Source organism: Testudinibacter sp. P17/SS/0325, from assembly GCF_053570765.1.
Genome location: NZ_CM131635.1, coordinates 2552285 through 2574015, shown reverse-complemented (window position 1 = coordinate 2574015; position 21731 = coordinate 2552285). Strand labels below are relative to the sequence as shown.

Genomic DNA, 21731 nt, shown 5'->3' with positions numbered 1-21731 from the left:
ACTATTTAGGTTAAAAAATCTCAACTTATTTCGATTTAGTTGCGTGACTATTCTCATTTGATATTAATCAATATGAGGTAGGTAAATTTCGCTATGATTTCCCCCGATTTATTTCTTTTATTTAAATTTTATGTTTACTTTTAACTAGTGGGAGAGATCTTATGGAGAAAATGTCCAAACATGATCCGAGTTTTTCAACCAGCCGCCGTGATTTGCTGAAAGGCAGTGCGGCGTTAGGCGGGGTGGCGTTGGCGGCAAGTGCGGTACAGTTGCCTGTCTCCGCCAATACTGCGCCTAAAAATGCACAAAGTGCGGTTGCGGCGCAAGCCAACGAAGAAAAACTGGTGTGGAGCGCGTGTACGGTAAACTGCCACAGCCGTTGTCCGTTGCGTATGCACGTTCAGGACGGAGTGATTAAATATGTGGAAACCGACAACTTGGGCGATGATGTCTATGGCGAGTTCCATCAAGTGCGTGCCTGCGCGCGCGGGCGTTCAATGCGCCGTCGGGTGTATAATCCTGACCGCTTGAAATACCCGATGAAGCGCGTTGGCAAACGTGGCGAAGGCAAATTTAAGCGCATTACTTGGGACGAGGCATTTACTGAAATCGCCGACAACCTGAAACGGATTATCGCCGAGCACGGCAATGAAAGCCTGTATATGCCGTTTGCCACCGGCACCTTGGGCGCCACCGTTGCCGCCTCTTATCCGCCGCCACGCAGCATTTCCAGCCGTTTTATGAACAGTATCGGCGGCTGCTTGGGACACCACGGCACTTACAGCTATTCGCAAATCTTTGAATCCATTCCGTTTATGTACGGCAGCAACGCCGGCAACAGCCCGACGGATATTGAAAACTCCAAATTGGTGGTCTATTTCGGTAACAATCCGGCGGAAACCCGTATGAGCGGCGGCGGCGTCACCTATTTAGCGCAACAAGCGATGGAACGTTCCAAAGCGCGCATGATTATGGTTGATCCGCGTTACAACGACACCGCCTCAGGGCGCGAAGGCGAATGGGTGCCGATTCGTCCGGGCACCGACGCCGCGTTTGTTGAAGGGATGGCGTATGTGATGATCACCGAAAATTTGGTCGATCAAGACTTCCTTGATACCTATTGTGTCGGTTACGACGAAAAAACCTTGCCGGCTTCGGCGAAAGCGAACGCACATTATAAAGCCTATATTTTGGGCGAGGGCGACGATCAAACCGCCAAAACGCCGGAATGGGCATCGAAAATCACCGCGATTCCGAAAGACACCATTATCCGTTTGGCACGCGAAATCGCCACCACCAAACCCGCCTATATTTGCCAAGGTTGGGGGCCGCAACGCCACGCCAACGGTGAACAGGCCGCGCGTGCGATTGCAATGTTGGCGTGTTTAACCGGTAACGTTGGCATTAACGGCGGTAACAGCGGATCACGCGAAGGTTTCTACACCATTCCGTTTGTGCGTTTGCCGGTCGGCGAAAACCCGATTAAAGCCAAAATTCCAATCTTTATGTGGACCGACGCCGTGGTGCGCGGCGAAGAAATGACCGCCTTAAAAGACGGTTTGAAAGGTGCGGAAAAACTGAATAAACCGATTAAGTTTATTTTGAATTACGCCGGAAACTGTATTATCAACCAACACTCCGACATCAACCGCACTTTAGAAATTTTGAGCGACGAAAGCAAATGCGAAATGTTGGTGGTGATCGACAACCACATGACCTCAACCGCCAAATGTGCGGATATTCTGTTGCCGGATTGCACCACCTCCGAGCAAGCGGATTTTTGCATGGACGGTTCGGCGGGCAACATGGGCTATGTGATTTTTGCCGATCAAGCGATTGAACCGCAATTCGAATGCAAGCCGGTATATGAAATTTTGTCAGGTATCGCAGAAAAAATGGGGACGAAAGAGGCATTCACCGAAGGGCGTACCCAAGAAGAGTGGTTGCGTCATCTGTATAAACTGACCCAAGAGAAAAACCCGTTCTTCCAAGACATCAGCTTCGAAGAATTCAGACAGCGCGGCATTATCAAACAGAAAGATCCGTCCGGGCATATGGTGGCATTCAAAAAATTCCGCCAAGATCCGGTCGCCAATCCACTGACGACGCCATCGGGCAAAATCGAAGTGTATTCCGAACGGTTGGCAAAAATTGCGGAAACCTGGGAATTGCCGGAAGGCGATATTATCAGCCCGTTGCCGATTTATGCGCGTGCGGTGGAGGGGTTCGATGATCCGCTGGCGGAAAAATATCCGTTGCAGTTGGTCGGCTTCCACTTTAAATCACGGGTGCACTCCACCTATGCCAACGTGGATGTGCTGGATCAAGCTTCGTTGCAATCCTTGTGGATCAACCCGATTGACGCGGAAAAACGCGGTATCAAACATAACGATATGGTGCGGATTTTCAATGACCGCGGTGAAACCCGAATTATGGCGAATGTTACGCCGCGGATTTTACCGGGCGTAATCGCAATGGGCGAGGGGGCGTGGTACACGCCGGACGGACAACGGGTGGATCAAAACGGCAGCTTTAACGTACTGACCACACAACGTCCGTCGCCGCTATCGAAAGGCAATCCGCAACATACCAATTTGGTTGAAGTCGCGCGCGTGGGAGGTGAATGATGACTGCGAAACAATATGGATTTTATATCGACTCACAACGCTGCACCGGCTGTAAAACCTGTGAATTGGCGTGTAAAGACTACAAAGATTTGACCCCGGACGTCAGTTTCCGCCGCATTTATGAATATTGCGGCGGCGGCTGGAAACAAGAAGGCGAGGCGTGGACGCAAGATGTGTTCTCTTACTACCTCTCGATTTCATGTAACCACTGTACCGATCCGGCGTGTGCCAAAGTGTGCCCGAGCGGCGCAATGCACAAGCGTGAAGACGGCTTTGTGGTGGTCGATCAAGACGTGTGTATCGGCTGTAAATATTGCAGCATGGCGTGTCCGTACGGCGCGCCGCAATACAACGAAGAAAAAGGGCGCATGACCAAATGCGACGGCTGCTTTGAGCGGGTGGAAGTGGGCAAAAAACCGATGTGCGTCGAATCTTGTCCGTTGCGTGCGTTAGATCTGTTGCCGATGGACGAACTGAAAGCCAAATACGGTGATCTGAAAGATGTCGCGCCGTTGCCACCGTCGCACTATACGCAACCGAATATCGCCTTGCGTTTAAATCACAATGCGAAACCGACTGATGATCGCAGCGGTTTCTTAGCCAACCCGAAGGAGGTGTAAAATGGGAATGGGATTACACGAATGGCCTTTGGTGTTCTTCACCGTGTTGGCACAAACCGCTGTCGGCGCATTTTGGGCGTTCAGCCTGCTGTTGCTGACGGACAAAAGTAAGCCGGTTGAAAGCCGTACTCATTATGTGATGACCGTGTTGTGGGTGTTTATGGCAATCGGTTTTGTCTTTTCCACCTTGCACTTAGGCTCGCCGCAGCGCGCGTTCAATGCCTTAAACCGTATTGGCGCCTCGGGCTTGAGTAATGAAATCGCCGCCGGTTCAGCGTTCTTCGCCCTTGGCGCAGGTTATTGGGCGTTGGCAACATCACGCTTATTGCCGGAAGCGTGGCAAAAACTGCCGTTGATTGGGTTTGTGGTGCGTTTGTTGGCGAACATTTCCGCCAAGTTGCCGTCAGGTTGGAAAACCTTAGGCGTGCTGGTCGTCAGCCTTGTCGGCGCAGGCTTTATCTATGCCATGTCGAAACTGTATATGATTGACACCGTGCCGACCTGGAACTCGGTTTACACCCCGGCTTCCTTTGTGCTGACCGCACTTTTGAGCGGTTCGGTGCTGGCGCTTGCCTTGCTGAACAGCGTGAAGATCGGCAAACAGTTGAACGGCTTGTTGCTCGGCGTGGCGTGGCTGGCATTTATCGTCGCCTTGGTGATGACTTATCAACAACACGGCTACCTCAGCGGCGTCAGCAGCGCGGTTCACCACGCGTTAGACCTGGTACCGTCTTTCGTACCGGTGATGATCACCCGCTTTGTACTGATCGCAATCGGCTTGTTGCTACTGACCATCGGCGTGAAAAAAGCCAATACCGCACTGCCGTTTATCGGCTTTATCCTAGTCGTCGCCGCGGAACTGCTGGCACGCGTGATTTTCTACGGTTTGCATATGACAGTGGGGATGGCGGCTCTGGGTTATTAAGTTAGTTTTTAGCTGTTATATACCGCACTTTGAGCGATCAAAGTGCGGTTTTTTGTGAAATAAAGATGAGTGGTATTAGAATTATTCGCTTTAAATTGACTAATTTGTTAGAATCAAAATAAAATTTAGACAGCTATTTTTTACTAGAATAAATATTGGAGTTATACTATGGATAAATTAACCATTCCACCAATTTTAATTATTAGTTTGTTGAATTCAAAACGTAGAGAAATAATTTCTCATAGGCTTTCTGGTTTAGGGTTTGAATTTCAATTTATTGATGCGATATATGGAAAAAATCTATCAGCGGAAGAATTAAGTAAAGTCGATTATGAATTTTATAAACAATATAATGCAAAGCCACTCACGTTAGGGGAAATAGGTTGTGCTGCCAGTCATATTAAGACTTATGAGTATATGATTGAACATCATATTCAGCAAGCAATTATCTTAGAAGATGATGTGATTGTTTCGCAAAATTTTGAATTTATTATTTATGATATTTTACAGAAAATCTCATCTAAGAATGATATTGTATTTTTAGATCATGGAAAAGTGAAAAAATATCCTTTCCCTAAAAAACTATTTCAAGGTTATAAATTGGCTCGTTATCGCTCTCCGTCTAAAAATTCTAAACGTTGTATTATTTGTGCGGCAGCATATATGCTCACTTTATCAGGTGCGCAGAAACTTTTAGATTATGCTTATCCGATAAGAATGCCAGCGGATTATTTAACAGGGCTAATTCAAAAGACGGGATTAGCTGCTTATGGCGTTGAGCCTCCGTGTGTTTTTCAAGGTCTTGGATCAGATTCGGAAATAAATAAAATAGAGGATCGTTATGTATAGTCATAATATTTTTTAATAAGAGAATAAAACAGGAATGGTTATGGCATGAAAATACTAATTTTACATAAAAAGCTTATTGTAGGCGGTGTTGAACGTGTTTTGTTTAGTTATTTGAAAGTATTTCATCAGCTAAATTATGATATTGAATTACTGGTTACTTATGATTTGGCATCTAATAATGTCTTTTTTGATAATATGCCGGATAATGTTCAGGTTAGTTTTATTTTTCAACACTATCATGTAAAAAGAATTAATGATACAGCTAAAAGAAAATCATCATGTTTCTATTATTTTTTAAATAAATATCTAAAAATAAAAGAAAAAATATCATTTGATAAGGTGATAAAAAGAAAACTAGCATCTGATTATAATTTAATTATTGATTTTAATGATAATTTAAACTCTTTTATAAAAAAAGGGCATTTGAACATTAAACAAGCTCATGTGCCTCTAATTCGCTGGGAGCATGGACATCTTAATGTTATTGCTAATCAAACGAACAAAAAAATACATTACTTTCGCCATGTATACTCTCAATTTGATAAAATTATTGCTATATCGCCAGAAATGAAATTGGATTTATTACGTAAGCTAAATATTAATCAGGATAATATTGATGTTATTTATAATCCGATTGATTTAGACAGTATTAAACATAAAGCAAATGAAAAAGTTAATATTGATTATCCTTATTTTATACAGGTTTCCCGATTGGTTGAAGGGAAAGGGCATGAAGAGCTTATTGAAATTTATGCAGAACTAAAAAATCAGGGACTAGAACAAAAGTTAATTTTTGTGGGAGATGGGGATAATAGAAAAGTATTAGAACAAAAAATAGCCGCATTGAATTTAGCCGATGATGTGTATTTAATTGGTAATAGAGATAATCCTTATCCTTATATGAAGAATGCTACTTTATTTTTGCATGCTTCAGAATATGAGGGATTAGGAATGGTGTTATTAGAAAGCCTTGCGTTAGGTGTTCCCGTTGTTGCGATGGATTGCCCTACCGGTCCGAAAGATATATTAGGAAATAGTGAATATGGGGTGTTGGTTGAATTGCATAATAAACAAAAGTTTATTGATTCTGTTTTATCATTAGTAAATAATCCTAATAAATATGCTTATTATTCAAAACAAGGACTAGAAAGAGCTAGTAAATTTAGTTTAGAAAATATCGCAGAAGATGTAAGTAAATTATTCAGACAAATAGTAAAAAATAAATTTAGCCATTAAGTAGATTAAATACTAGAATAGTTGAGCGTGCTTCAATTGCACTTTAGATTGGCAACCCAAAGTGCGGTTTTTTACAGTTATCTTTCAATCTGAATTAAACTAGTCTTTAATCAATGTTTAATTAAGGATATTTTATGCATAATTCGCTTAACCAACTCACCACCGAAAGCCGTAATCCCAATTCAACTGAGATTGATAATCTTACGACGCGTGAGATTTTGCAAGTGATTAATCAGGAAGATCAGAAAGTGGCGCAGGTGGTGGCGACACAAATTGCGCAGATTGCGCAGGCGGTGGATCAAATTGTGGCGGCGTTTCGGCAGGGGGGACGCTTGTTGTATCTCGGCGCAGGCACATCGGGGCGGTTGGGGATTTTGGACGCCAGCGAATGTCCGCCGACTTACGGCACTGATCCGAACCAAGTGATCGGCGTGATCGCCGGCGGGCAACGTGCGGTGTTTAGTGCGGTGGAAAAGGCGGAAGATGATCCGGTTGCGGCAAAAACCGATTTGGCACGCTTGAATTTAACTCGACGTGATGTGGTGGTCGGCATTGCCGCCAGCGGGCGTACGCCTTACGTATTGGGTGGAATTGACTATGCCAAGCAGCTCGGTTGCGTCACGATCGGGATTGCTTGCAATCAACATGCGCCGTTGTTGCAACAGGCGCAAATCCCGATTTGTATTGCGGTCGGCGCGGAAGTGGTGACCGGATCATCGAGGATGAAAGCCGGTACGGCACAAAAGTTGGTGCTGAATATGCTCACCACCGCTTCGATGATTCGAAGCGGTAAGGTCTATGGCAACTTGATGGTCGATGTACAGGCAACCAATGAAAAACTGCTGGCGCGGCAGAAAAATATTGTCATGCAGGCAACCGGTTGTGAACGCTATGAAGCGGAACAGGCGCTTGCCGCCAGTGGCAACCATTGCAAAACCGCAATTTTAATGATTTTGGCCCGGTTATCTTATTCCGAAGCAAAACAGTTATTGGCGCAGCACGGCGGGTTTATCCGTCAGGCATTAGCGGCGTCTTTTCAACATCAGCAAGGAGGTTAGTATGGCAGAGATCAATAAGCAATTTATCACACAGGTGATCGCGTTACTCGGGGGCGCAGAAAATATCGCTTCCGTCGGGAATTGCATGACCCGGCTACGGCTGAGAATTAACCAAACGGATCGGATTGAAGATGAACGATTAAAGCAGCTTGCCGGGGTGTTGGGCGTGGTCAAGAGTCAAGATCAGGTGCAATTGATTCTGGGGCCGGGCAAAGCCGGCAAAGCGGCGGAATTGTGCCGTACGTTGTTGCAAGAAAGCGGTGTGGCTAACGATTTACAAGTGATCGCCAAAGCCAATAAACAACAAATCAAGCAGCAGCAAAGCAGTAAGGTACATCAATTTTTAACCAAATTCGCCACCATTTTTACGCCGTTGATTCCGGGTTTTATCGGCGCGGGGCTACTGTTAGGGATCGGGACATTATTGGATCAGTCTTTTGTTGCCGGCGTTGAAAATCCGAATGCTACTTTGGTTGCATTAATCGGCTATCTCAAAGTGTTCAGCAAAGGCTTGTTCAGTTTTCTCAGTATTATGATTGGTTACAATGCGGCCAAAGCGTTTGGTGGCACGGGCGTGAACGGTGCCATCATTGCCTCGTTTTTTATCTTGGGGTATAACCCGGAGGCGACTAAAGGCATTTATTCGGGCATGAGTTCCTTCTTTGGGCTAGAAATTGATCCGCGCGGTAATATTATCGGGGTGCTGATTGCCGCCATTGTCGGGGCGAAAGTGGAGCAGTGGGTGCGCAAATTCGTGCCGGACAATTTGGATATGCTGCTGACTTCAACCGTCACGCTGTTGATTATGGGCGCGTTTACTTTCTTACTGATTATGCCGGTCGGCGTGCTGTTGTTTAACGGCATGTCGTGGCTATTTAGCCATTTGAACGGCAATCCGTTCGGAAGTGCGGTATTAGCCGGACTATTTTTACTCTCGGTGATGTTCGGTATTCACCAAGGCTTTGTACCCGTTTATTTCGCCTTAATGGAAACGCAAGGGTTTAATGCGCTGTTTCCGATTCTGGCAATGGCAGGCGCAGGGCAAGTCGGCGCGGCGATTGCGCTTTATACGCTGGCGAACAAAAATGCGGTTCTGCGTGCACAAATCAAGGGGGCGATTTTACCGGGATTCTTGGGGATCGGCGAGCCGTTAATTTATGGCGTAACCTTGCCACGGGTAAAACCGTTTATTACCGCGTGTATCGGCGGTGCGGCAGGCGGTTTCGTGATTGGCCTATTTGCTTATTTCGGTTTCCCGATGGGCTTAAACAGTGTGTTCGGTCCGTCCGGTTTACTGGCAATTCCGCTCTTAATTTCACCAAACGGCGTATTTGGCGCGATTGCAATTTATCTCATTGGCACGATAACCGCTTATAGCGTCGGTTTTTTAACGACCTACTTTTTCGCCAAGGATGTGGATTTGAGCTAAGGAAAACCATGCAAAAGTGCGGTTTAACGAGAAACCGCACTTCCCTTATCCGCCATATGACCAACCGTTATTCCTCAATTTTTTGAACTCGATATTTGCTTGGCGATGTGCCGTATTTCAGTTTGAAGGCTTTGCTGAAATGGGCTTCGGACTGGTAACCGACCTCGAGCGCAACGGCGAGAATCGATTTATTGGTGTTACGCAGTAATAACTCGGCTTTTTGCATCCGCAAGCTAGTGAGGAATTTGCCGGGCAACGTACCGGTTTTACTTTTAAACAGGCGGATGAAATTGGCACGGGACATGGCGCTCAGATCCGCCAAGCTTTCCATATTCCAGTTATGCTCCGGCTGTTGCAACATTGAGTTGACGGCGTGGTATAAACGCTTGTCTTGCAGTGCGCCGAGCACGCCATTGTTCACTTCATTGCTTTGTTGGATATAATCGCGCGCCAGATAGGTGAACAAGACATTGCATAATGCATTCACGACCGAGGCGGTGCCGATTTCCAAAATTGCTTCCCGTTGTAACAAGGATAACAGCGAGGTGACCGAACTGTTATTGCCGGACAAATACCAGTATTCAGGCAGAATGGCAGGCAGCGTAGAATGCCCGGAATAGCGGAAATAACCGCAGAACATTTCAAAATCATGCGAGGCTTGATTGTTGGTGCGCAGGGTGAATGGCCCGTGCTGCAATTGTTGCAAGGCGGTGACCGGGGTGTCTTCGCTGACCGCACTTTTACTGCTTTGAACGCGGTGTTCGAGACCATGGGGGAGGAAGAAGACATCACCCGGCTTCAACTGGTAGCTACGTTGGTTATCCAACACTAGGCGGCATTCGCCTTTTGAGATAATGTGAAAGATTCCCAAGGTGTTGGGTTCTTGTTTGTGTTTAATCTGCCAGTCGCCTTGGAAACGGCAGAGAACGTTGATTTCGCCTTCGACTTGGGCGAGTTGAATCAGTCGATCTAAATAGTCCATAGTGGCTCTCCTTGAATGAAATGAAAAATTATCCTTTAAGATGAAAGAGATAAAGATTGATACTATAAAACAATATAATTTGTTAAATAATATCAATAATAGCACCCATCAACCAGCCTATTTACTTACTTTTAAACTTAGGAAAATATTATGTTTGCAGATTGGAAAAATGACGTTACTCATGTGAAAAAATCATTCGGCGAATTAGGGAAAAAATACCCGAAAATGCTTCAAGCCTATGGCGCATTGAATGCCGCAGCGGCGGAAGGCAATGTGCTAGACGCAAAAACACGTGAATTGATTGCATTGGCAGTGGCAGTAACCACCCGTTGCGAAAGCTGTATCGGCGTACATGCCGCCGACGCGATTAAAGCCGGCGCGACGGAAGAAGAAGTGGCGGCGGCATTGGCAACCGCAATCGCGTTAAATGCCGGTGCGGCTTACACTTATTCTTTACGTGCATTGGAAGCTTACAACGAACAAAAATAATGACTCAATAAAATAGCCGTAATATTCCCTGCATTTACCCCGATGCAGGGTTTTTTATTTTAAAGCCATGTAGAGCTTAGGGCGTAGGAGCAAAGCCGTGCGGCTCATCACATAACCGCGAGCCCGAACCGCACTTTTATTCCGTTTTATCGCGATGAATGGCACGGTGGTTTTTGTCATTGAGTAGCGTTGCGTCTTTTACTGCCGCCCGAGCGAGCATATGCGAAGCGATTGGCAAGGTGAAGATCAGGAATAGGTTCATGATCAGTAAGCGAATCGTCCACGCCCAATCCCAGACAATAAACATAGCCCCGACTGAAACCAGAAAGATTGAAAGCGTGCCTGCTTTGGTTGCGGCGTGTTGTTTGCTGAGGGTGTTCGGTAGGATATGGATTCCCAGCGCGGAGATCGCCAAACTGAAGCCGCCGAGCAATAAGAACATTATGCCTAACATATTAAGAATCATGGTGTTCATCCTTTTGTCGCTGCAACGCCTGATTGTCATTTTTCCGCCGAATTACCGCAGACCAACCGACGGTGCCGATAAAACCGACGAGCGACAAACCGATGGCGACGTCCAACAAGACCGTACGTTGAATCAACAGAGCGGCAACCACACATAAAATAAGCGCCGCAGCCAATAGAATATCCAGAGCGACAATCCGATCGCCATCATCCGTGCCGCGTTGAATTTGCGAAATCACGAACAGAATGGCAATAAGGGCGCATAGCACAACAAAGATCAGGCTTGGTTCTAGCATTTGGCAACTCTCCTTAGGTTGTTGCGGATTTGGCAAACAGGGTTGAAATATACGGCACGAATTTTGTTTGGATCTCTTGAATTGCCAAGTCAGTCTGTTCTGCATCCAAAATATGCAGCAGCATTCGGTTATCTTCGTTATTAATATCCAATACCGTTGTGCCCGGTGTCAGGCAAACCAAGCAAGATAAGACAACCAAGCCGGTTTCGCCGATTTGTGGAATCTGGATCGCAATATAGCTGTCGCGTAGCGATTGCTTGATACCCAACTGTAATTTAAGAATCAGGCAAAGGGTGGTAAAACCGGATTTCACCATTAAGTACAGAAATTGTAAACCGAGCAAGACGGCGACGTAACTTTTTTTCATGAACATTATTGAGCTCCCAATGCCAGTGCCGCTTGTCGGCTTAAGGCGTAAAGCGGATTCGGCGCGAAACTGATAAATAAAATCAATAGACCGAGTAAGCTGACGGCGGTGACGGCAGGTTTGATATTTTGTCGGATGAACGGTTGCCAAACCCTGTCGCAGTCACAAACGTGCGGGTGTGGTTTGCAAAATGCTTCGAACCAGATTTTCATCATCGAATACAATGTCAATACACTGACCAGCAGGGCGATTGCCGTCCAGAGCCACTGGTCTTGGTTAATGGTTTCTTTTAACAGCACGACTTTTGCCCAGAAACCGGAAAACGGAGGAATTCCGACCAATGATAATGCCGGAATTGCAAATAAAACGGCAAGCCACGGTTTGATATTGTATAAGCCGCCGATTTTGCGCAAATCATAGCTGCCGGCATAGAGATAAATAATTCCGGCAAGCAAAATCAGGCAGCCTTTGACTAAGCTGTGGTGCACGGTGTAATAAATGGCGGCGCTGTTGCCGTCAACCGTGCCGAGGGCAACGGCTAACAAAATATAGCCGATTTGGGATACGCTGTGAAAAACCAAAATACGGCGCATATCCCAATGGTAAGCCGCGCCAAGCACACCCACGACCATGGTGCAGACGGCGATCCAAGCAAGTGCGGTTTGCAAGATGTCGATACTTGGCAGGAACACTTGTGCTAGCGTGCGCAGCAAGGTATAGACCGCGACTTTGGTCAACAACGCGGAAAACAGTGCCATCAGCGGAATCGGCAGTGTGTGGTAAGACGCCGGCATCCAAGTGAACACCGGAAATGCCGCCACTTTAATCAATATGGCAGCGATAAACAGTGTGATAATCAAGAGCTTGCTATGTTCCGCCAAATCTTGCAGCGCCAGCTGCACCGCACTGAAATTCAGATGACCGGTAGCGCCGTAGAGCAGGGCGATGGAGGTCAGTAGTAACAGCGTACCGAACAGGTTGAGCACCATGTATTTAAAGGCGGCGTCCAATTGTGAGATTTTTCTGCCAATCGCCAATAAACCGATGGCACAGATTAAAATCACCTCAAACCAAACATACAGGTTAAAGAAGTCTTGCGTGATAAAGCTGCCGTTTACGCCGCTAATCAGACCGAAGAGCAGCGGCAAGGTCAACGAGTTGAGCGGGCGGGTGCTCAAGCCGGATAACATATATAACAGGCAGATTAATGTCATGACCACTGAAATACTCAGCATGATATAACTCAGCGGATCAATTTGAAAACCGATTCCGAACGGTAGCGCCCAGTTACCAAAATGGGAACTGAGATTGTGTTGCTGGAGCGGGGCGTAGAGCATGATGTGGTTGACTAACATGAATAGGCTGATCGCCAAGCTGAACCAATATTGGTAATCCTGGCGATAGCGCAATAACACAGCGACGGCGGCGGCAAACAGCGGTATTAAAACCGGGGAAATCACCCAAACATTCATCCACATTAACATAAATCCTTACGATAGCCTTTCAGCTCATCCTGATCATTGTAAATCGCCGGTTTTTCAGCGTCGTTATTCAACGGTTCCGCCTCACGCCAGGCATTGACATCATCGGTGTTCAAGCGGCGAATCAGTTTAATCATCAGTACCACGGAAAAACAGGTCAGGGCAAAACCAATGACGATAGCTGTCAGAATGAGCGCCTGCGGCAGCGGATTCGCCGAATTTGCAATCAATTGTTCGCCGGGCGGAACAACGGCAGGCACGGTAGAAGACACCCGCCCCGACAGTAAAATAATAAAATTGACCGCATTGCCGAGCAACATCAAGCCGATTACGATACGCAAGGCATGACGCGATAGCAGCAAATAAATCGCTGCGACCAAGGTAATCCATAAGGTAACTAAAATAACTAATGTCATAAGATTCGATTCGCCTTATTCCGTGGTTTCTAACAACATAATGGCGTAACCGCTCACCACGCCCCAAATGCAGAGGTAAACGCCTAAATCAAACAGCAGTACGGTAGAAATTTTATAATCAAACCAGAAGAGCGGTATGCTTGCCCAAAAATGGTATAAAAAGGCATTGGCGCTAAACAGTGCAGGCAGACCTGCGGCGGCGGCAATTAATAAGCCGCTTGCCGCTAGATTCAACGGCGAGGAGAGTGGTAATTTTTGCATCGCTTGTTTGGTGGAAAAGGCGATTGCCCATAATACCGACGCCGACGCTGCCAGTAATCCGGCGATAAAACCACCGCCCGGTTCATTATGCCCGCGCAGCAGAATCACCCATGAGGTCAGCAGTACGATCCAGTAAAGCGGACGCGCCGTTTTGCGCAGTAGTAGCACATCACTTTTCATCTTTGACCTCTTTTTCGGCTGCTTTACTGCGTTTTAATAAGCCGGTTTGGCGTTTTAATTCCCGCAATAACGGTCGCGCCGCCAACAGCGAGAACAACATGACCGCGACTTCACCGAACGTATCTAGCGCACGGAAATCGACCAAAATCACATTAATGATATTGCGCCCGTATGCCTGAGGCACACTGTTTTCAATATAAAAGTCAGACACGGCGCTGTTGAAATCCAAATCTAATACGACTAACAGCGTGATCACAATAATGGTGGCGACCAACATGGCGAGCAACAGCGTGAACAACAGGCGTTTCGGATGTTTGCGACGATCTTGCGGGCGGTTAAAATCCGCCGAATTGTTGCGAATTAAGATGATGAGAATCGACGCTAAAATAATCACCAAAATGGTTTCCACCACAAACTGGGTGAATGCCACATCCGGTGCCGACACAAACACAAACAGCAAGGCGGAACCGAAACCGACCAAACCGGAGTTGAGTAACAACATAAACGGCTTGCCCGAAAGCATGACAAAAATCGCGCCGAGACTAATCATGATAGCGGCGGTGATTAATCCCGCACTTGGCAGCGGTTCGAATAAGGCGGAGAAATTGAGATCGATCCTCACGCCTTGCCGAAGACTCCACAGCAGGCTCAAACTGAGGCTGAGTAAGGTAAAACCGAGCAACCATTGGATATAACCGGAAAGTAATCCATGTTGGAACCGCCCGGTTACCTTCGAGGTCAATGCCGGGATTTGATCAACGATCCGATGGTAGGTTGCCGCGCCGCCCCAGTGCGGAAACAAATTCAGGAAACGGTCAAAGGCAAAATGCAAGGTATCCCAAAAGTGGAAAACCAATAAACCGAATACAACCGTTGCCAGAATCGTTAGCCCGGTGGTTTGTAACGCTTCCAAATTAAAATAGAGATCGACATCGCCGATCGGCTGTGAAGTGATGGTTTGTGCCGCAATTTTGATAAACGGAATCGCCAATTGCGGAGTCAAGCCGATAAATAACCCGGTAACCGCAACTAAAGCGGGAGCGAGCAGCATTTTGATTTTTACCTCATGTACGGACGGGGTAATGTTATTGCCGGGATGTAGCCAAAAAACACGAATTGCCGCTACTGCCGCAACGGCAACCGCAATGATACTAAAAATAAGGTTACCATAAGCGCTAAACGGCAGGGTATCATCGGCTTCTTTGGCGATTGCCAGGGCTTCCTTGGCGATAAATCCGAACGAGGTCGGCATACCCGCCATGGAAAGTGCGGCTAAAATCGCAACCGTTGCCGTCCACGGCATATAGCGTTTTAAACCGCCGAGATGATCGATAATCCGCGTGCCGGTGGCGTGGTCGATATTGCCGGCGACAAAAAACAGCGGCGCTTTGTATAAGGCGTGCGCCAACACAAAAGTTATCACCGCAATTGAGGCCGAGCTGCTGTCCAAGCCGATCAACACCACCATTGTACCAAGCGAGGCAACGGTGGACCACGCCAGAATTTTCTTCAAATCCCGTTCTCTTAATGCCAACATCATGCCCCAAGCGGCGGTAATCGAACCGACGGTTTGTAGAATTTGCTGCCACAGCGCCCAATCCGTCAGGGCATAATCCAAACGCGCCAACAGGAAAATCCCCAGCTTGACCATGGTTGCCGAGTGCAGATAAGCGGAAACCGGCGTCGGTGCCGCCATGGCGTTCGGCAGCCAAAATTGGAACGGAAATTGTGCGCTTTTAGTAAATGCGCCTAGTAGAATCAGGATTAAAATCCACTTAAAGTGCGGTTCGGCAATGTAATCGGGCAGAATTCGGATCAACTCGGAAATTTGCGCCGTGCCGGTTAAATGCCAGAGCCATAAAAAACCGGCTAACAGGCATAAACCGCCGCTGCCGGTGATCAGCAAAGCTTGTTTGGCGGCGTTGCGGTTTTCTTCCGCTTGATAGTTAAACAGCACTAACAAAAATGAAGTGATACTGGTCAATTCCCAAAACAGGAAAAACAGCAGTAGATGATCGGCAATCACGCAGCCGATCATGGCAAGCATAAAAATGCTTAATAAAACATATAGACGGCGCAACTGCGGATGATCGGCGAAATAGCCCGCGGCATACAGATAAACCGCACAGCCGATACCGGTGATCAAGGATAACATCAGCAGGGAAAGCCCGTCGACATACAGCAAAATATTCAGATCAATCAGGCTGAACCAAGAATATTGGTATTGGTAGAACGGCTGATTATCGAACCATAAAAAAATAACGGCAATTAACCCGAAAAGCGGTAGTAAACTCCACAGGATTTTTTCGATTTTTGTCGGTGTCTTGCCCGCTAATGTCGGATCAATCTGCGCCATATCTGAATGATAGCCTTATAATTAAATGATATTAAAAAGGATTGTGATGAATAAAAGTAGCGTTTTTAAGGTGCTTAGTCAACCGTCAAGCCGGCTTGTCGTTTAAAAAGCGGACTTCAAGCGTGTGATTTTTATTTTTCCATGCCGTAAGTTAAGCCGTAATTTTTCCACATTGGGGCTCTCATTCGGGTAATCCGAGCGGAAATGCGCACCACGGCTTTCTCGACGGGCAAGCATTGCCTGCAATAGCATTTCGGCACAACGCAATGACCAATATAATTCGATACCGTATCGGCTGGCGCTATAGTGGCGGAGATGATATTCGATTAACCCCAACGCGTGTTGCAGCCCTTGTTGATTGCGGTAAACATTGGCATTTAACGATAATGTCTCCCGCACTTGGGTTAAAATTTCGCTGGCGCTGGCGCTGAGCGGTGCGGTGCTTGGTTGTTCCGGGATGGTTTGTATCAGTATCTGCGTGACATCGGCAGGAGCGAGGGTTGAAAGTGCGGTTTGGCAATAGTGTTTGGCACGCTGCACGGCACGGGTTGCGAAAACCAAGCTGCCGCCGACCGAGTTGCCGCCCAAGCGGTTTGCGCCCTCAATACAGGCGGAGATTTCGCCAATGGCAAACAGTCCGTTGACCGCACTTTCACTGTTGCCGTCAATTTCGATTCCGCCGTTGCAGCTGTGCGCAAAGGGTTCGATGACCGCACGATCTTGCAGCAGATCGACACCGATTTTTTGTTTCAGCCAATCCAAATAGACGCGATAAAATTCGCTTTGATCTTGATATAATGCCGATGAAAAGGCTAAACGAGCCCCGTTGCTGCCGCGCTGAATTGCCTGCATAACGGTCAAATCAAAACGTTTTGCCGCAAAATCGACGCTAAACGGCGCATAATCGCTGCGTTCGTCCATCATTGCCCGAAACGCCTGCTCCGACATATCGTTAAACAGCGGTTGATCATTGCTGTCATACACTGCCGTACAATATTTTAGGGTGTGTTCGCCAAACAGCACTTTGCGCTTAGGGGCTAGAAATGCCGGAATGAATTGAATAAATTCCATATTGATTGCGCTTGCGCCGGCATCTAACGCAATTGCGTGTGCCGAGCCGACAATATCATTGGGGTAAAGATTGTTTTTATACAATGAGGCGATACCGCCGGTTGCCAAAATCACGGCATGGCAACGGCAAAAAACGAGTTCTACGCCATCAGCCGTTTCCAGTTGGAATACCGCACCGGCGACTCGATTGTTCGGGGCGATAATTTTGACTAACGTGGCTTGTTCGTAATAGCGGTTCAGCTCATTATGATCTAAAATTTCACGCGCCTTTTTTGTCGCGCTTGTCCACTCGGAAATTAAATAGATCGGGCGTGGGTATTTGGCAAAACAGGCAGGGCGGTTATCTTGCCGCAACCACGGCTGAAAGCCGATCTCTTGCAATAATCCAATGCCTTGTTTGGATTCATTCAGATAATTTTCGACGACATCAGGATTGTTCATCCCTTTGCCGACACGGGTGATGTCCTCCCGAAACTGCACTTTGTCATCTTCATCGCCGGTGACTTGAATACCGAGGGTGGCTTTTAACGGAAAAAAACTCGCCCCGCCGGCAATCTTGTTTTTGGTGATTAAGACCGAACGTAAATTTTGCCCGGAGGCTTGTTTCACCGCACTGAGTCCGGCTATGCCTGAACCGACGACCAAGATGTCCGTTTCAATCACCGTTTGAATCTGAAATGTGTTTTTCATAAGATTTACCGCAATAAATGGAGAAAGTATGCTAAAAATTAACCGCACTTTCTCTGCCGTTAGGAGATATAGGCAGAAAAAGTGCGGTTTGACGGATAACCGTGACCGTCGGTTTACAATAATGACGGCGCAGCGCCGAGCAGACGGCGGGTGTAATCTTCTTTCGGGTTTTCGAAGATTTGTTCTGCCGAGCCGCTTTCCACGATTTTACCGGCAAACATCACTACGATCCGATCCGACACTTGGCGCACGGTTTGGATATCGTGCGAGATAAACACCATCGCCAAATTCAGCTCTTTTTTCAAATCCGCCAGCAAGTTTAACACCTGCGCGCGCACCGATACATCCAATGCGGAAGTCGGTTCGTCGGCAACGATCAACGACGGATTGAGTGCCAAGGCACGGGCAATGGCGACACGTTGTTTCTGTCCGCCGGATAAACGGGTCGGTTCAACCGCGGCGGCGGAACGCGGCAAGCCGACGCGCGACAGCAATTCATACACCCGTTTTTCCCGTTCATGCGGTTGCAGGATGTTATGAATATCCAACGGATCACGCAGAATATCGAACACTTTCATGCGCGGGTTAAGTGCGGTTGCCGGATCTTGGAAGATCACCGACACTTGGCGCCCGAACTGTTTACGAGCTTGTGCGCTGCCGTATTGCATTTTCAAGCCGTTGAATTTCACTTCGCCGCCGGTGGGTTGCTGCAAGCCGATCATCACGTTGGCGAGGGTGGATTTGCCACAACCGGATTCGCCTACGATACCGACGGTTTCCCCGGCATCCACATGGAAATTGACCCCGCCGACCGCCGTGACTTTGTTACGGCTGAACAGCGAACCGTCACGGGAAGGGAATTGCACCACGATATCTTTTAAATCAATGATATGTTGCGGTTTGATGACTTTGATACTACTACTCATACATTTTCCCCTTGTGCAGCTTTACGGCTGTCTGCTGAATTTGATGCGGCTAAATGGGAAGCCCAGAAGTGGTTTGGCACATCGCCTGCCGGAACGAGCGGCAATTTTTGATCCGGATTGGCGTCAGGCCGTAACGAACGCCCTGCGAAGCGGTCGCCGACCGCAAAGTCGTAAGGCGACGGCACGCTGCCCGGAATTTGATATAAGCGTTCGGCACGTTCTTCGGTGGATAATACTGACCCCAACAAACCGCGGGTATATTCATGCATTGGATTTGCCAATAACGGCGAAGTCGGCGCGCTTTCCACCACTTGACCGGCGTACATCACGGTGATGTGGTGCGCCATTTGGGCGACTAAGGCTAAGTCGTGGCTGACGAACACCATCGCAAAACCGAGTTTTTGGCGCAATTCGTTCAACAGTTTGATCACTTCCGCTTGTACCGTTACATCAAGTGCGGTTGTCGGTTCGTCGGCGATGACCAGTTTCGGCTCCCGCGCCAATGCCATCGCAATCAGCACCCGTTGGCGTTGCCCGCCTGACAGCTCATGCGGATAGCGATTCAAGGTTTTCGACGGATCGAGTTTCACCCACTCCAACAAGGTTTCCGCGGTGTGTTTGCTGCCACGGCTGATGATCTGCGCCATTTGCGCCTTAATTCGCATTGACGGGTTCAAGGCACTCAAAGCGTCTTGGTAAATCATCGCAATTTCGGTACCGCGCAGTTGGTTCATTTCGCTTGAGTTTAATAAATCATGTTCTTTACCGCTGCGGTCACAGAAGGTGATGTTGCCGGTGATTTTCGCTGTTTTCGGCAATAGCCCCATGATAGAAAACGCTGTAATCGATTTACCGCAGCCGGATTCGCCCACCAAGCCCATGGTTTCGCCTTCGTTGACGGTGAAACTGATGTTGTCCACTAACGGCGTTTCGCCGTAACGGTTCGGGAAGCGGATCGACAGGTTTTTCACTTGTAAAATCGGTTTGGCATTCGGGTCAAGCTGCATGCGGTCAGTGCGGGTGATCTCTTTGTTATGCAAGTTGAACAGATAGCGTTTCAACGCCAAGCCTTCCGCCATCGCTTCTTGCACATCCGACCCTAATAGCGTTGCCGGTTTTTCATTGCCGTCTTTAGGTTGGGTGGATTTTTTCAGTTTTGGATTCACCAACGCATCGGTTAAGCCTTCCGCCAAGATATTTAACGCTAATACGGTTAATAAGATCGTGAGACCGGCAAAAGTGGTCGCCCACCAACCGCCGTTTAACACCAGGTTACGACCGTAAGCGATAACGTTGCCCCAAGACGGCGCAGGCGCTTGCACCCCCGCACCCAAGAAGGAGAGCGAGGCTTCGAACACAATCGCATCCGCAACCATCACGGTGGCAAATACCAATACCGGCGCGGCAGTGTTGCGCACCACGTGTTTGATTAAGATATAAGGGCGGCTTGCGCCTAACACGCGTTCGGCGCGGATATAGTCCTCTTCCCATTGCGATACCACGTTGGCACGCACCACACGCGCCAGTTGTGGAGTGTAAACCACCGCAATCGCGAGGATAATCATCGGTAACGAGTTGCCGAAAGTCACCAACAATACCGCAGCCAAGGCAATCGCCGGGAAGGACATCATGATATCCATCAAACGCATAATGGTTTCGTTGCCCCATCTGCTTGCCGTTGCCGCGGTTGAGCCGAGAATGGCGCCGAACAGAATTGCCAAACCGACCGAACCTAAGCCGATAATCAACGAGGTTTGCGAACCGTATACCATACGTGAGAACACGTCACGGCCTAAACGATCGGTACCGAACCAGTTGTTTGCGCTTGGCGCTTGTGCCGGAATGCCGGTGGCAAGTGGATCATGGGTGGCAACCCACGGAGCGAAAATCGCCATCAACACAATCAGAAAAATAAAGGAGAGTGAGAGTTTTGCACTAAACGGTAACGCTTGGAAGCGAGCACCGCCGGCGGCTAAACGTTTACTTAAACCTTGACGTAGCATCATAGACTCCGAATTCTTGGATTAATCAATAAATACAATATATCAACGATGATGTTCACCAAAATAAAGGTAAACGCGATAGTCAATACAACCCCTTGTACCAAGTGCAAGTCGTGATTCACGATGCCGTTAAAAATCAGTTTGCCCATACCCGGCAAATCGAAGATTTGTTCGATAACCACCGCACCGCCGAGTAAGTACCCCACACGCAGACCCAGTACGGTCACAGGGGTGATCAGCGCATTACGCAGCACGTTGTAGCGAATTACAGTCGAGTATGGCACGCCGTTACCGATTGCGGTACGGACATAATCTTTATCCATTTCTTCCACCATCGTTGTGCGCACCACCCGAATCAGGGAAGCGCACACCGGCACGGCAAGTGCCAATGACGGTAGCGTCATTGATAAAATGTAATCTTTCGGGCTTTCGCTAAAAGGAACAAAACCGCCTGACGGGAAAATATCATTATCTAACGATAACCATTGGATTAATAAGATCCCCAACCAGAATGACGGAGTTGCAACCGCAGCAACGGAAAGCAAACGAATGACTTGATCCACCCAACGATCGCGGTACAACGCCGCCAACACGCCCAAGCTGAATGAGACGATAGCCGCAAAAAATACTCCGATAAAGGTGAGTTGTAACGTCAACGGAAACGCTTTAGCAATCAGCGAGCTGATTGGTTGCTCAGGCGGCATGGTGACACCGAAATCAAGCGAGAACAGATTGACGATATAGCGTCCGTATTGGACTAGGATGGGATCATTTAAGCCGTGAGTTTCGCGATATAAGGCTTTGGCGGCTTCACTGGCGCTATCACCGAGGGCGATAATCGCAGGGTCTCCGGGGCTGAGTTGCAAAATAACGAACACTAATGCAGTTACCCCAAACATCATAACCGGTAATGCAAGCAAGCGTCGTAACAACAAACGCAACACAATTTCCATGGTTTTCTCCAATCAAGCAGTAAAGTGAAAAAATGCAGGTATCGACTTTTG

20 protein-coding genes are annotated in these 21731 nt (G+C 47.7%); 8 read left to right on the top strand and 12 right to left on the bottom strand.

Annotated features, from left to right (window positions below; genetic code table 11):
- The first annotated feature begins 170 nt into the window (after positions 1-170).
- The 7 genes from ACWA50_RS12280 to murP all read left to right on the top strand — a co-directional run bounded on the left by ACWA50_RS12280 (position 171) and on the right by murP (position 8744).
- Entirely contained in the window at positions 171-2627 is a 2457-nt protein-coding gene (locus ACWA50_RS12280; RefSeq protein ID WP_431054361.1) for a DmsA/YnfE/YnfF family dimethyl sulfoxide reductase, read from the top strand.
- Complete coding sequence (locus tag ACWA50_RS12275) at positions 2627-3247, top strand: DMSO/selenate family reductase complex B subunit (protein WP_431054360.1); 621 nt, start codon at positions 2627-2629, stop codon at positions 3245-3247. The genes ACWA50_RS12280 and ACWA50_RS12275 overlap by 1 nt, the downstream gene beginning before the upstream one ends.
- A gap of 1 nt (position 3248) precedes the next feature.
- Positions 3249-4172, top strand: coding sequence for a DmsC/YnfH family molybdoenzyme membrane anchor subunit (locus ACWA50_RS12270; protein WP_431052934.1), 924 nt, complete (start codon positions 3249-3251; stop codon positions 4170-4172).
- A 168-nt stretch (positions 4173-4340) separates the two neighbouring features.
- Entirely contained in the window at positions 4341-5021 is a 681-nt protein-coding gene (locus tag ACWA50_RS12265; RefSeq protein WP_431052932.1) for a glycosyltransferase family 25 protein, read from the top strand.
- Positions 5022-5066: 45 nt separating this feature from the next.
- Positions 5067-6257, top strand: a complete 1191-nt coding sequence (locus ACWA50_RS12260; protein WP_431052930.1) for a glycosyltransferase — start codon at positions 5067-5069, stop codon at positions 6255-6257.
- Positions 6258-6391: 134 nt separating this feature from the next.
- Positions 6392-7315: an N-acetylmuramic acid 6-phosphate etherase gene (gene murQ / locus ACWA50_RS12255; protein WP_431052928.1), complete on the top strand. Its 924-nt coding sequence runs from the start codon at positions 6392-6394 to the stop codon at positions 7313-7315.
- A gap of 1 nt (position 7316) precedes the next feature.
- Positions 7317-8744 carry a PTS N-acetylmuramic acid transporter subunit IIBC gene (gene murP / locus ACWA50_RS12250; protein WP_431052926.1) on the top strand — a complete coding sequence of 476 codons (1428 nt, stop codon included), beginning with the start codon at positions 7317-7319 and terminating at the stop codon, positions 8742-8744.
- Between the two features lie 67 nt (positions 8745-8811).
- On the opposite strand, the gene ACWA50_RS12245 is transcribed toward murP, so the two are convergent.
- Positions 8812-9726 (bottom strand): helix-turn-helix domain-containing protein, encoded by a 915-nt coding sequence (locus ACWA50_RS12245; RefSeq protein WP_431052924.1) that lies wholly within the window; start codon positions 9724-9726, stop codon positions 8812-8814.
- A gap of 150 nt (positions 9727-9876) precedes the next feature.
- Here ACWA50_RS12245 and ACWA50_RS12240 point away from each other — a divergent pair, with 150 nt between their 5' ends.
- The gene (locus ACWA50_RS12240) at positions 9877-10215 is read left to right on the top strand and encodes a carboxymuconolactone decarboxylase family protein (protein WP_431052922.1); all 339 of its coding nucleotides are present in this window, start codon (positions 9877-9879) and stop codon (positions 10213-10215) included.
- Positions 10216-10351: 136 nt separating this feature from the next.
- Here the strand turns inward: ACWA50_RS12240 and ACWA50_RS12235 are convergent, their stop codons facing one another.
- From ACWA50_RS12235 to ACWA50_RS12185, 11 genes are all read right to left on the bottom strand, one after another.
- Positions 10352-10681: a cation:proton antiporter gene (locus tag ACWA50_RS12235; RefSeq protein WP_431052920.1), complete on the bottom strand. Its 330-nt coding sequence runs from the start codon at positions 10679-10681 to the stop codon at positions 10352-10354.
- Complete coding sequence (locus ACWA50_RS12230; RefSeq protein WP_431052918.1) at positions 10671-10976, bottom strand: monovalent cation/H+ antiporter complex subunit F; 306 nt, start codon at positions 10974-10976, stop codon at positions 10671-10673. Before ACWA50_RS12230 ends, ACWA50_RS12235 begins: the two co-directional genes overlap by 11 nt.
- Positions 10977-10989: 13 nt before the next feature.
- The gene (locus tag ACWA50_RS12225; protein ID WP_431052916.1) at positions 10990-11343 is read right to left on the bottom strand and encodes a Na+/H+ antiporter subunit E; all 354 of its coding nucleotides are present in this window, start codon (positions 11341-11343) and stop codon (positions 10990-10992) included.
- A gap of 5 nt (positions 11344-11348) precedes the next feature.
- On the bottom strand, positions 11349-12821 hold the full coding sequence (locus ACWA50_RS12220; protein WP_431052914.1) for a complex I subunit 5 family protein: 1473 nt from the start codon (positions 12819-12821) through the stop codon (positions 11349-11351).
- On the bottom strand, positions 12821-13240 hold the full coding sequence (locus ACWA50_RS12215) for an NADH-quinone oxidoreductase subunit K (RefSeq protein WP_431052912.1): 420 nt from the start codon (positions 13238-13240) through the stop codon (positions 12821-12823). Before ACWA50_RS12215 ends, ACWA50_RS12220 begins: the two co-directional genes overlap by 1 nt.
- Positions 13241-13255: 15 nt before the next feature.
- Positions 13256-13681, bottom strand: a complete 426-nt coding sequence (locus ACWA50_RS12210) for an MnhB domain-containing protein (RefSeq protein ID WP_431052910.1) — start codon at positions 13679-13681, stop codon at positions 13256-13258.
- A complete protein-coding gene (mbhE, locus tag ACWA50_RS12205) occupies positions 13671-16037 on the bottom strand; it encodes a hydrogen gas-evolving membrane-bound hydrogenase subunit E (RefSeq protein ID WP_431052908.1) in 2367 nt (788 codons plus the stop codon). The genes ACWA50_RS12210 and mbhE overlap by 11 nt, the downstream gene beginning before the upstream one ends.
- Before the next feature lie 102 nt (positions 16038-16139).
- A complete protein-coding gene (locus ACWA50_RS12200; RefSeq protein WP_431052906.1) occupies positions 16140-17798 on the bottom strand; it encodes an FAD-binding protein in 1659 nt (552 codons plus the stop codon).
- Positions 17799-17911: 113 nt separating this feature from the next.
- Positions 17912-18724 carry an ATP-binding cassette domain-containing protein gene (locus tag ACWA50_RS12195; RefSeq protein WP_431052904.1) on the bottom strand — a complete coding sequence of 271 codons (813 nt, stop codon included), beginning with the start codon at positions 18722-18724 and terminating at the stop codon, positions 17912-17914.
- Entirely contained in the window at positions 18721-20727 is a 2007-nt protein-coding gene (locus tag ACWA50_RS12190) for a dipeptide/oligopeptide/nickel ABC transporter permease/ATP-binding protein (protein ID WP_431054359.1), read from the bottom strand. The genes ACWA50_RS12195 and ACWA50_RS12190 overlap by 4 nt, the downstream gene beginning before the upstream one ends.
- Positions 20727-21680, bottom strand: coding sequence for an ABC transporter permease (locus ACWA50_RS12185; protein WP_431052902.1), 954 nt, complete (start codon positions 21678-21680; stop codon positions 20727-20729). Before ACWA50_RS12185 ends, ACWA50_RS12190 begins: the two co-directional genes overlap by 1 nt.
- Positions 21681-21731: the final 51 nt, after the last annotated feature.

Excerpts from the sequence above, each read along its gene's own strand:
- ACWA50_RS12280 (WP_431054361.1), top strand. The coding sequence starts at position 171 with ATGTCCAAACATGATCCGAGTTTTTCAACCAGCCGCCGTGATTTGCTG.
- ACWA50_RS12275 (WP_431054360.1), top strand. The coding sequence starts at position 2,627 with ATGACTGCGAAACAATATGGATTTTATATCGACTCACAACGCTGCACC.
- ACWA50_RS12270 (WP_431052934.1), top strand. The coding sequence starts at position 3,249 with ATGGGAATGGGATTACACGAATGGCCTTTGGTGTTCTTCACCGTGTTG.
- ACWA50_RS12265 (WP_431052932.1), top strand. The coding sequence starts at position 4,341 with ATGGATAAATTAACCATTCCACCAATTTTAATTATTAGTTTGTTGAAT.
- ACWA50_RS12260 (WP_431052930.1), top strand. The coding sequence starts at position 5,067 with ATGAAAATACTAATTTTACATAAAAAGCTTATTGTAGGCGGTGTTGAA.
- murQ (WP_431052928.1), top strand. The coding sequence starts at position 6,392 with ATGCATAATTCGCTTAACCAACTCACCACCGAAAGCCGTAATCCCAAT.
- murP (WP_431052926.1), top strand. The coding sequence starts at position 7,317 with ATGGCAGAGATCAATAAGCAATTTATCACACAGGTGATCGCGTTACTC.
- ACWA50_RS12245 (WP_431052924.1), bottom strand. The coding sequence starts at position 9,726 with ATGGACTATTTAGATCGACTGATTCAACTCGCCCAAGTCGAAGGCGAA.
- ACWA50_RS12240 (WP_431052922.1), top strand. The coding sequence starts at position 9,877 with ATGTTTGCAGATTGGAAAAATGACGTTACTCATGTGAAAAAATCATTC.
- ACWA50_RS12235 (WP_431052920.1), bottom strand. The coding sequence starts at position 10,681 with ATGATTCTTAATATGTTAGGCATAATGTTCTTATTGCTCGGCGGCTTC.
- ACWA50_RS12230 (WP_431052918.1), bottom strand. The coding sequence starts at position 10,976 with ATGCTAGAACCAAGCCTGATCTTTGTTGTGCTATGCGCCCTTATTGCC.
- ACWA50_RS12225 (WP_431052916.1), bottom strand. The coding sequence starts at position 11,343 with ATGAAAAAAAGTTACGTCGCCGTCTTGCTCGGTTTACAATTTCTGTAC.
- ACWA50_RS12220 (WP_431052914.1), bottom strand. The coding sequence starts at position 12,821 with ATGTGGATGAATGTTTGGGTGATTTCCCCGGTTTTAATACCGCTGTTT.
- ACWA50_RS12215 (WP_431052912.1), bottom strand. The coding sequence starts at position 13,240 with ATGACATTAGTTATTTTAGTTACCTTATGGATTACCTTGGTCGCAGCG.
- ACWA50_RS12210 (WP_431052910.1), bottom strand. The coding sequence starts at position 13,681 with ATGAAAAGTGATGTGCTACTACTGCGCAAAACGGCGCGTCCGCTTTAC.
- mbhE (WP_431052908.1), bottom strand. The coding sequence starts at position 16,037 with ATGGCGCAGATTGATCCGACATTAGCGGGCAAGACACCGACAAAAATC.
- ACWA50_RS12200 (WP_431052906.1), bottom strand. The coding sequence starts at position 17,798 with ATGAAAAACACATTTCAGATTCAAACGGTGATTGAAACGGACATCTTG.
- ACWA50_RS12195 (WP_431052904.1), bottom strand. The coding sequence starts at position 18,724 with ATGAGTAGTAGTATCAAAGTCATCAAACCGCAACATATCATTGATTTA.
- ACWA50_RS12190 (WP_431054359.1), bottom strand. The coding sequence starts at position 20,727 with ATGCTACGTCAAGGTTTAAGTAAACGTTTAGCCGCCGGCGGTGCTCGC.
- ACWA50_RS12185 (WP_431052902.1), bottom strand. The coding sequence starts at position 21,680 with ATGGAAATTGTGTTGCGTTTGTTGTTACGACGCTTGCTTGCATTACCG.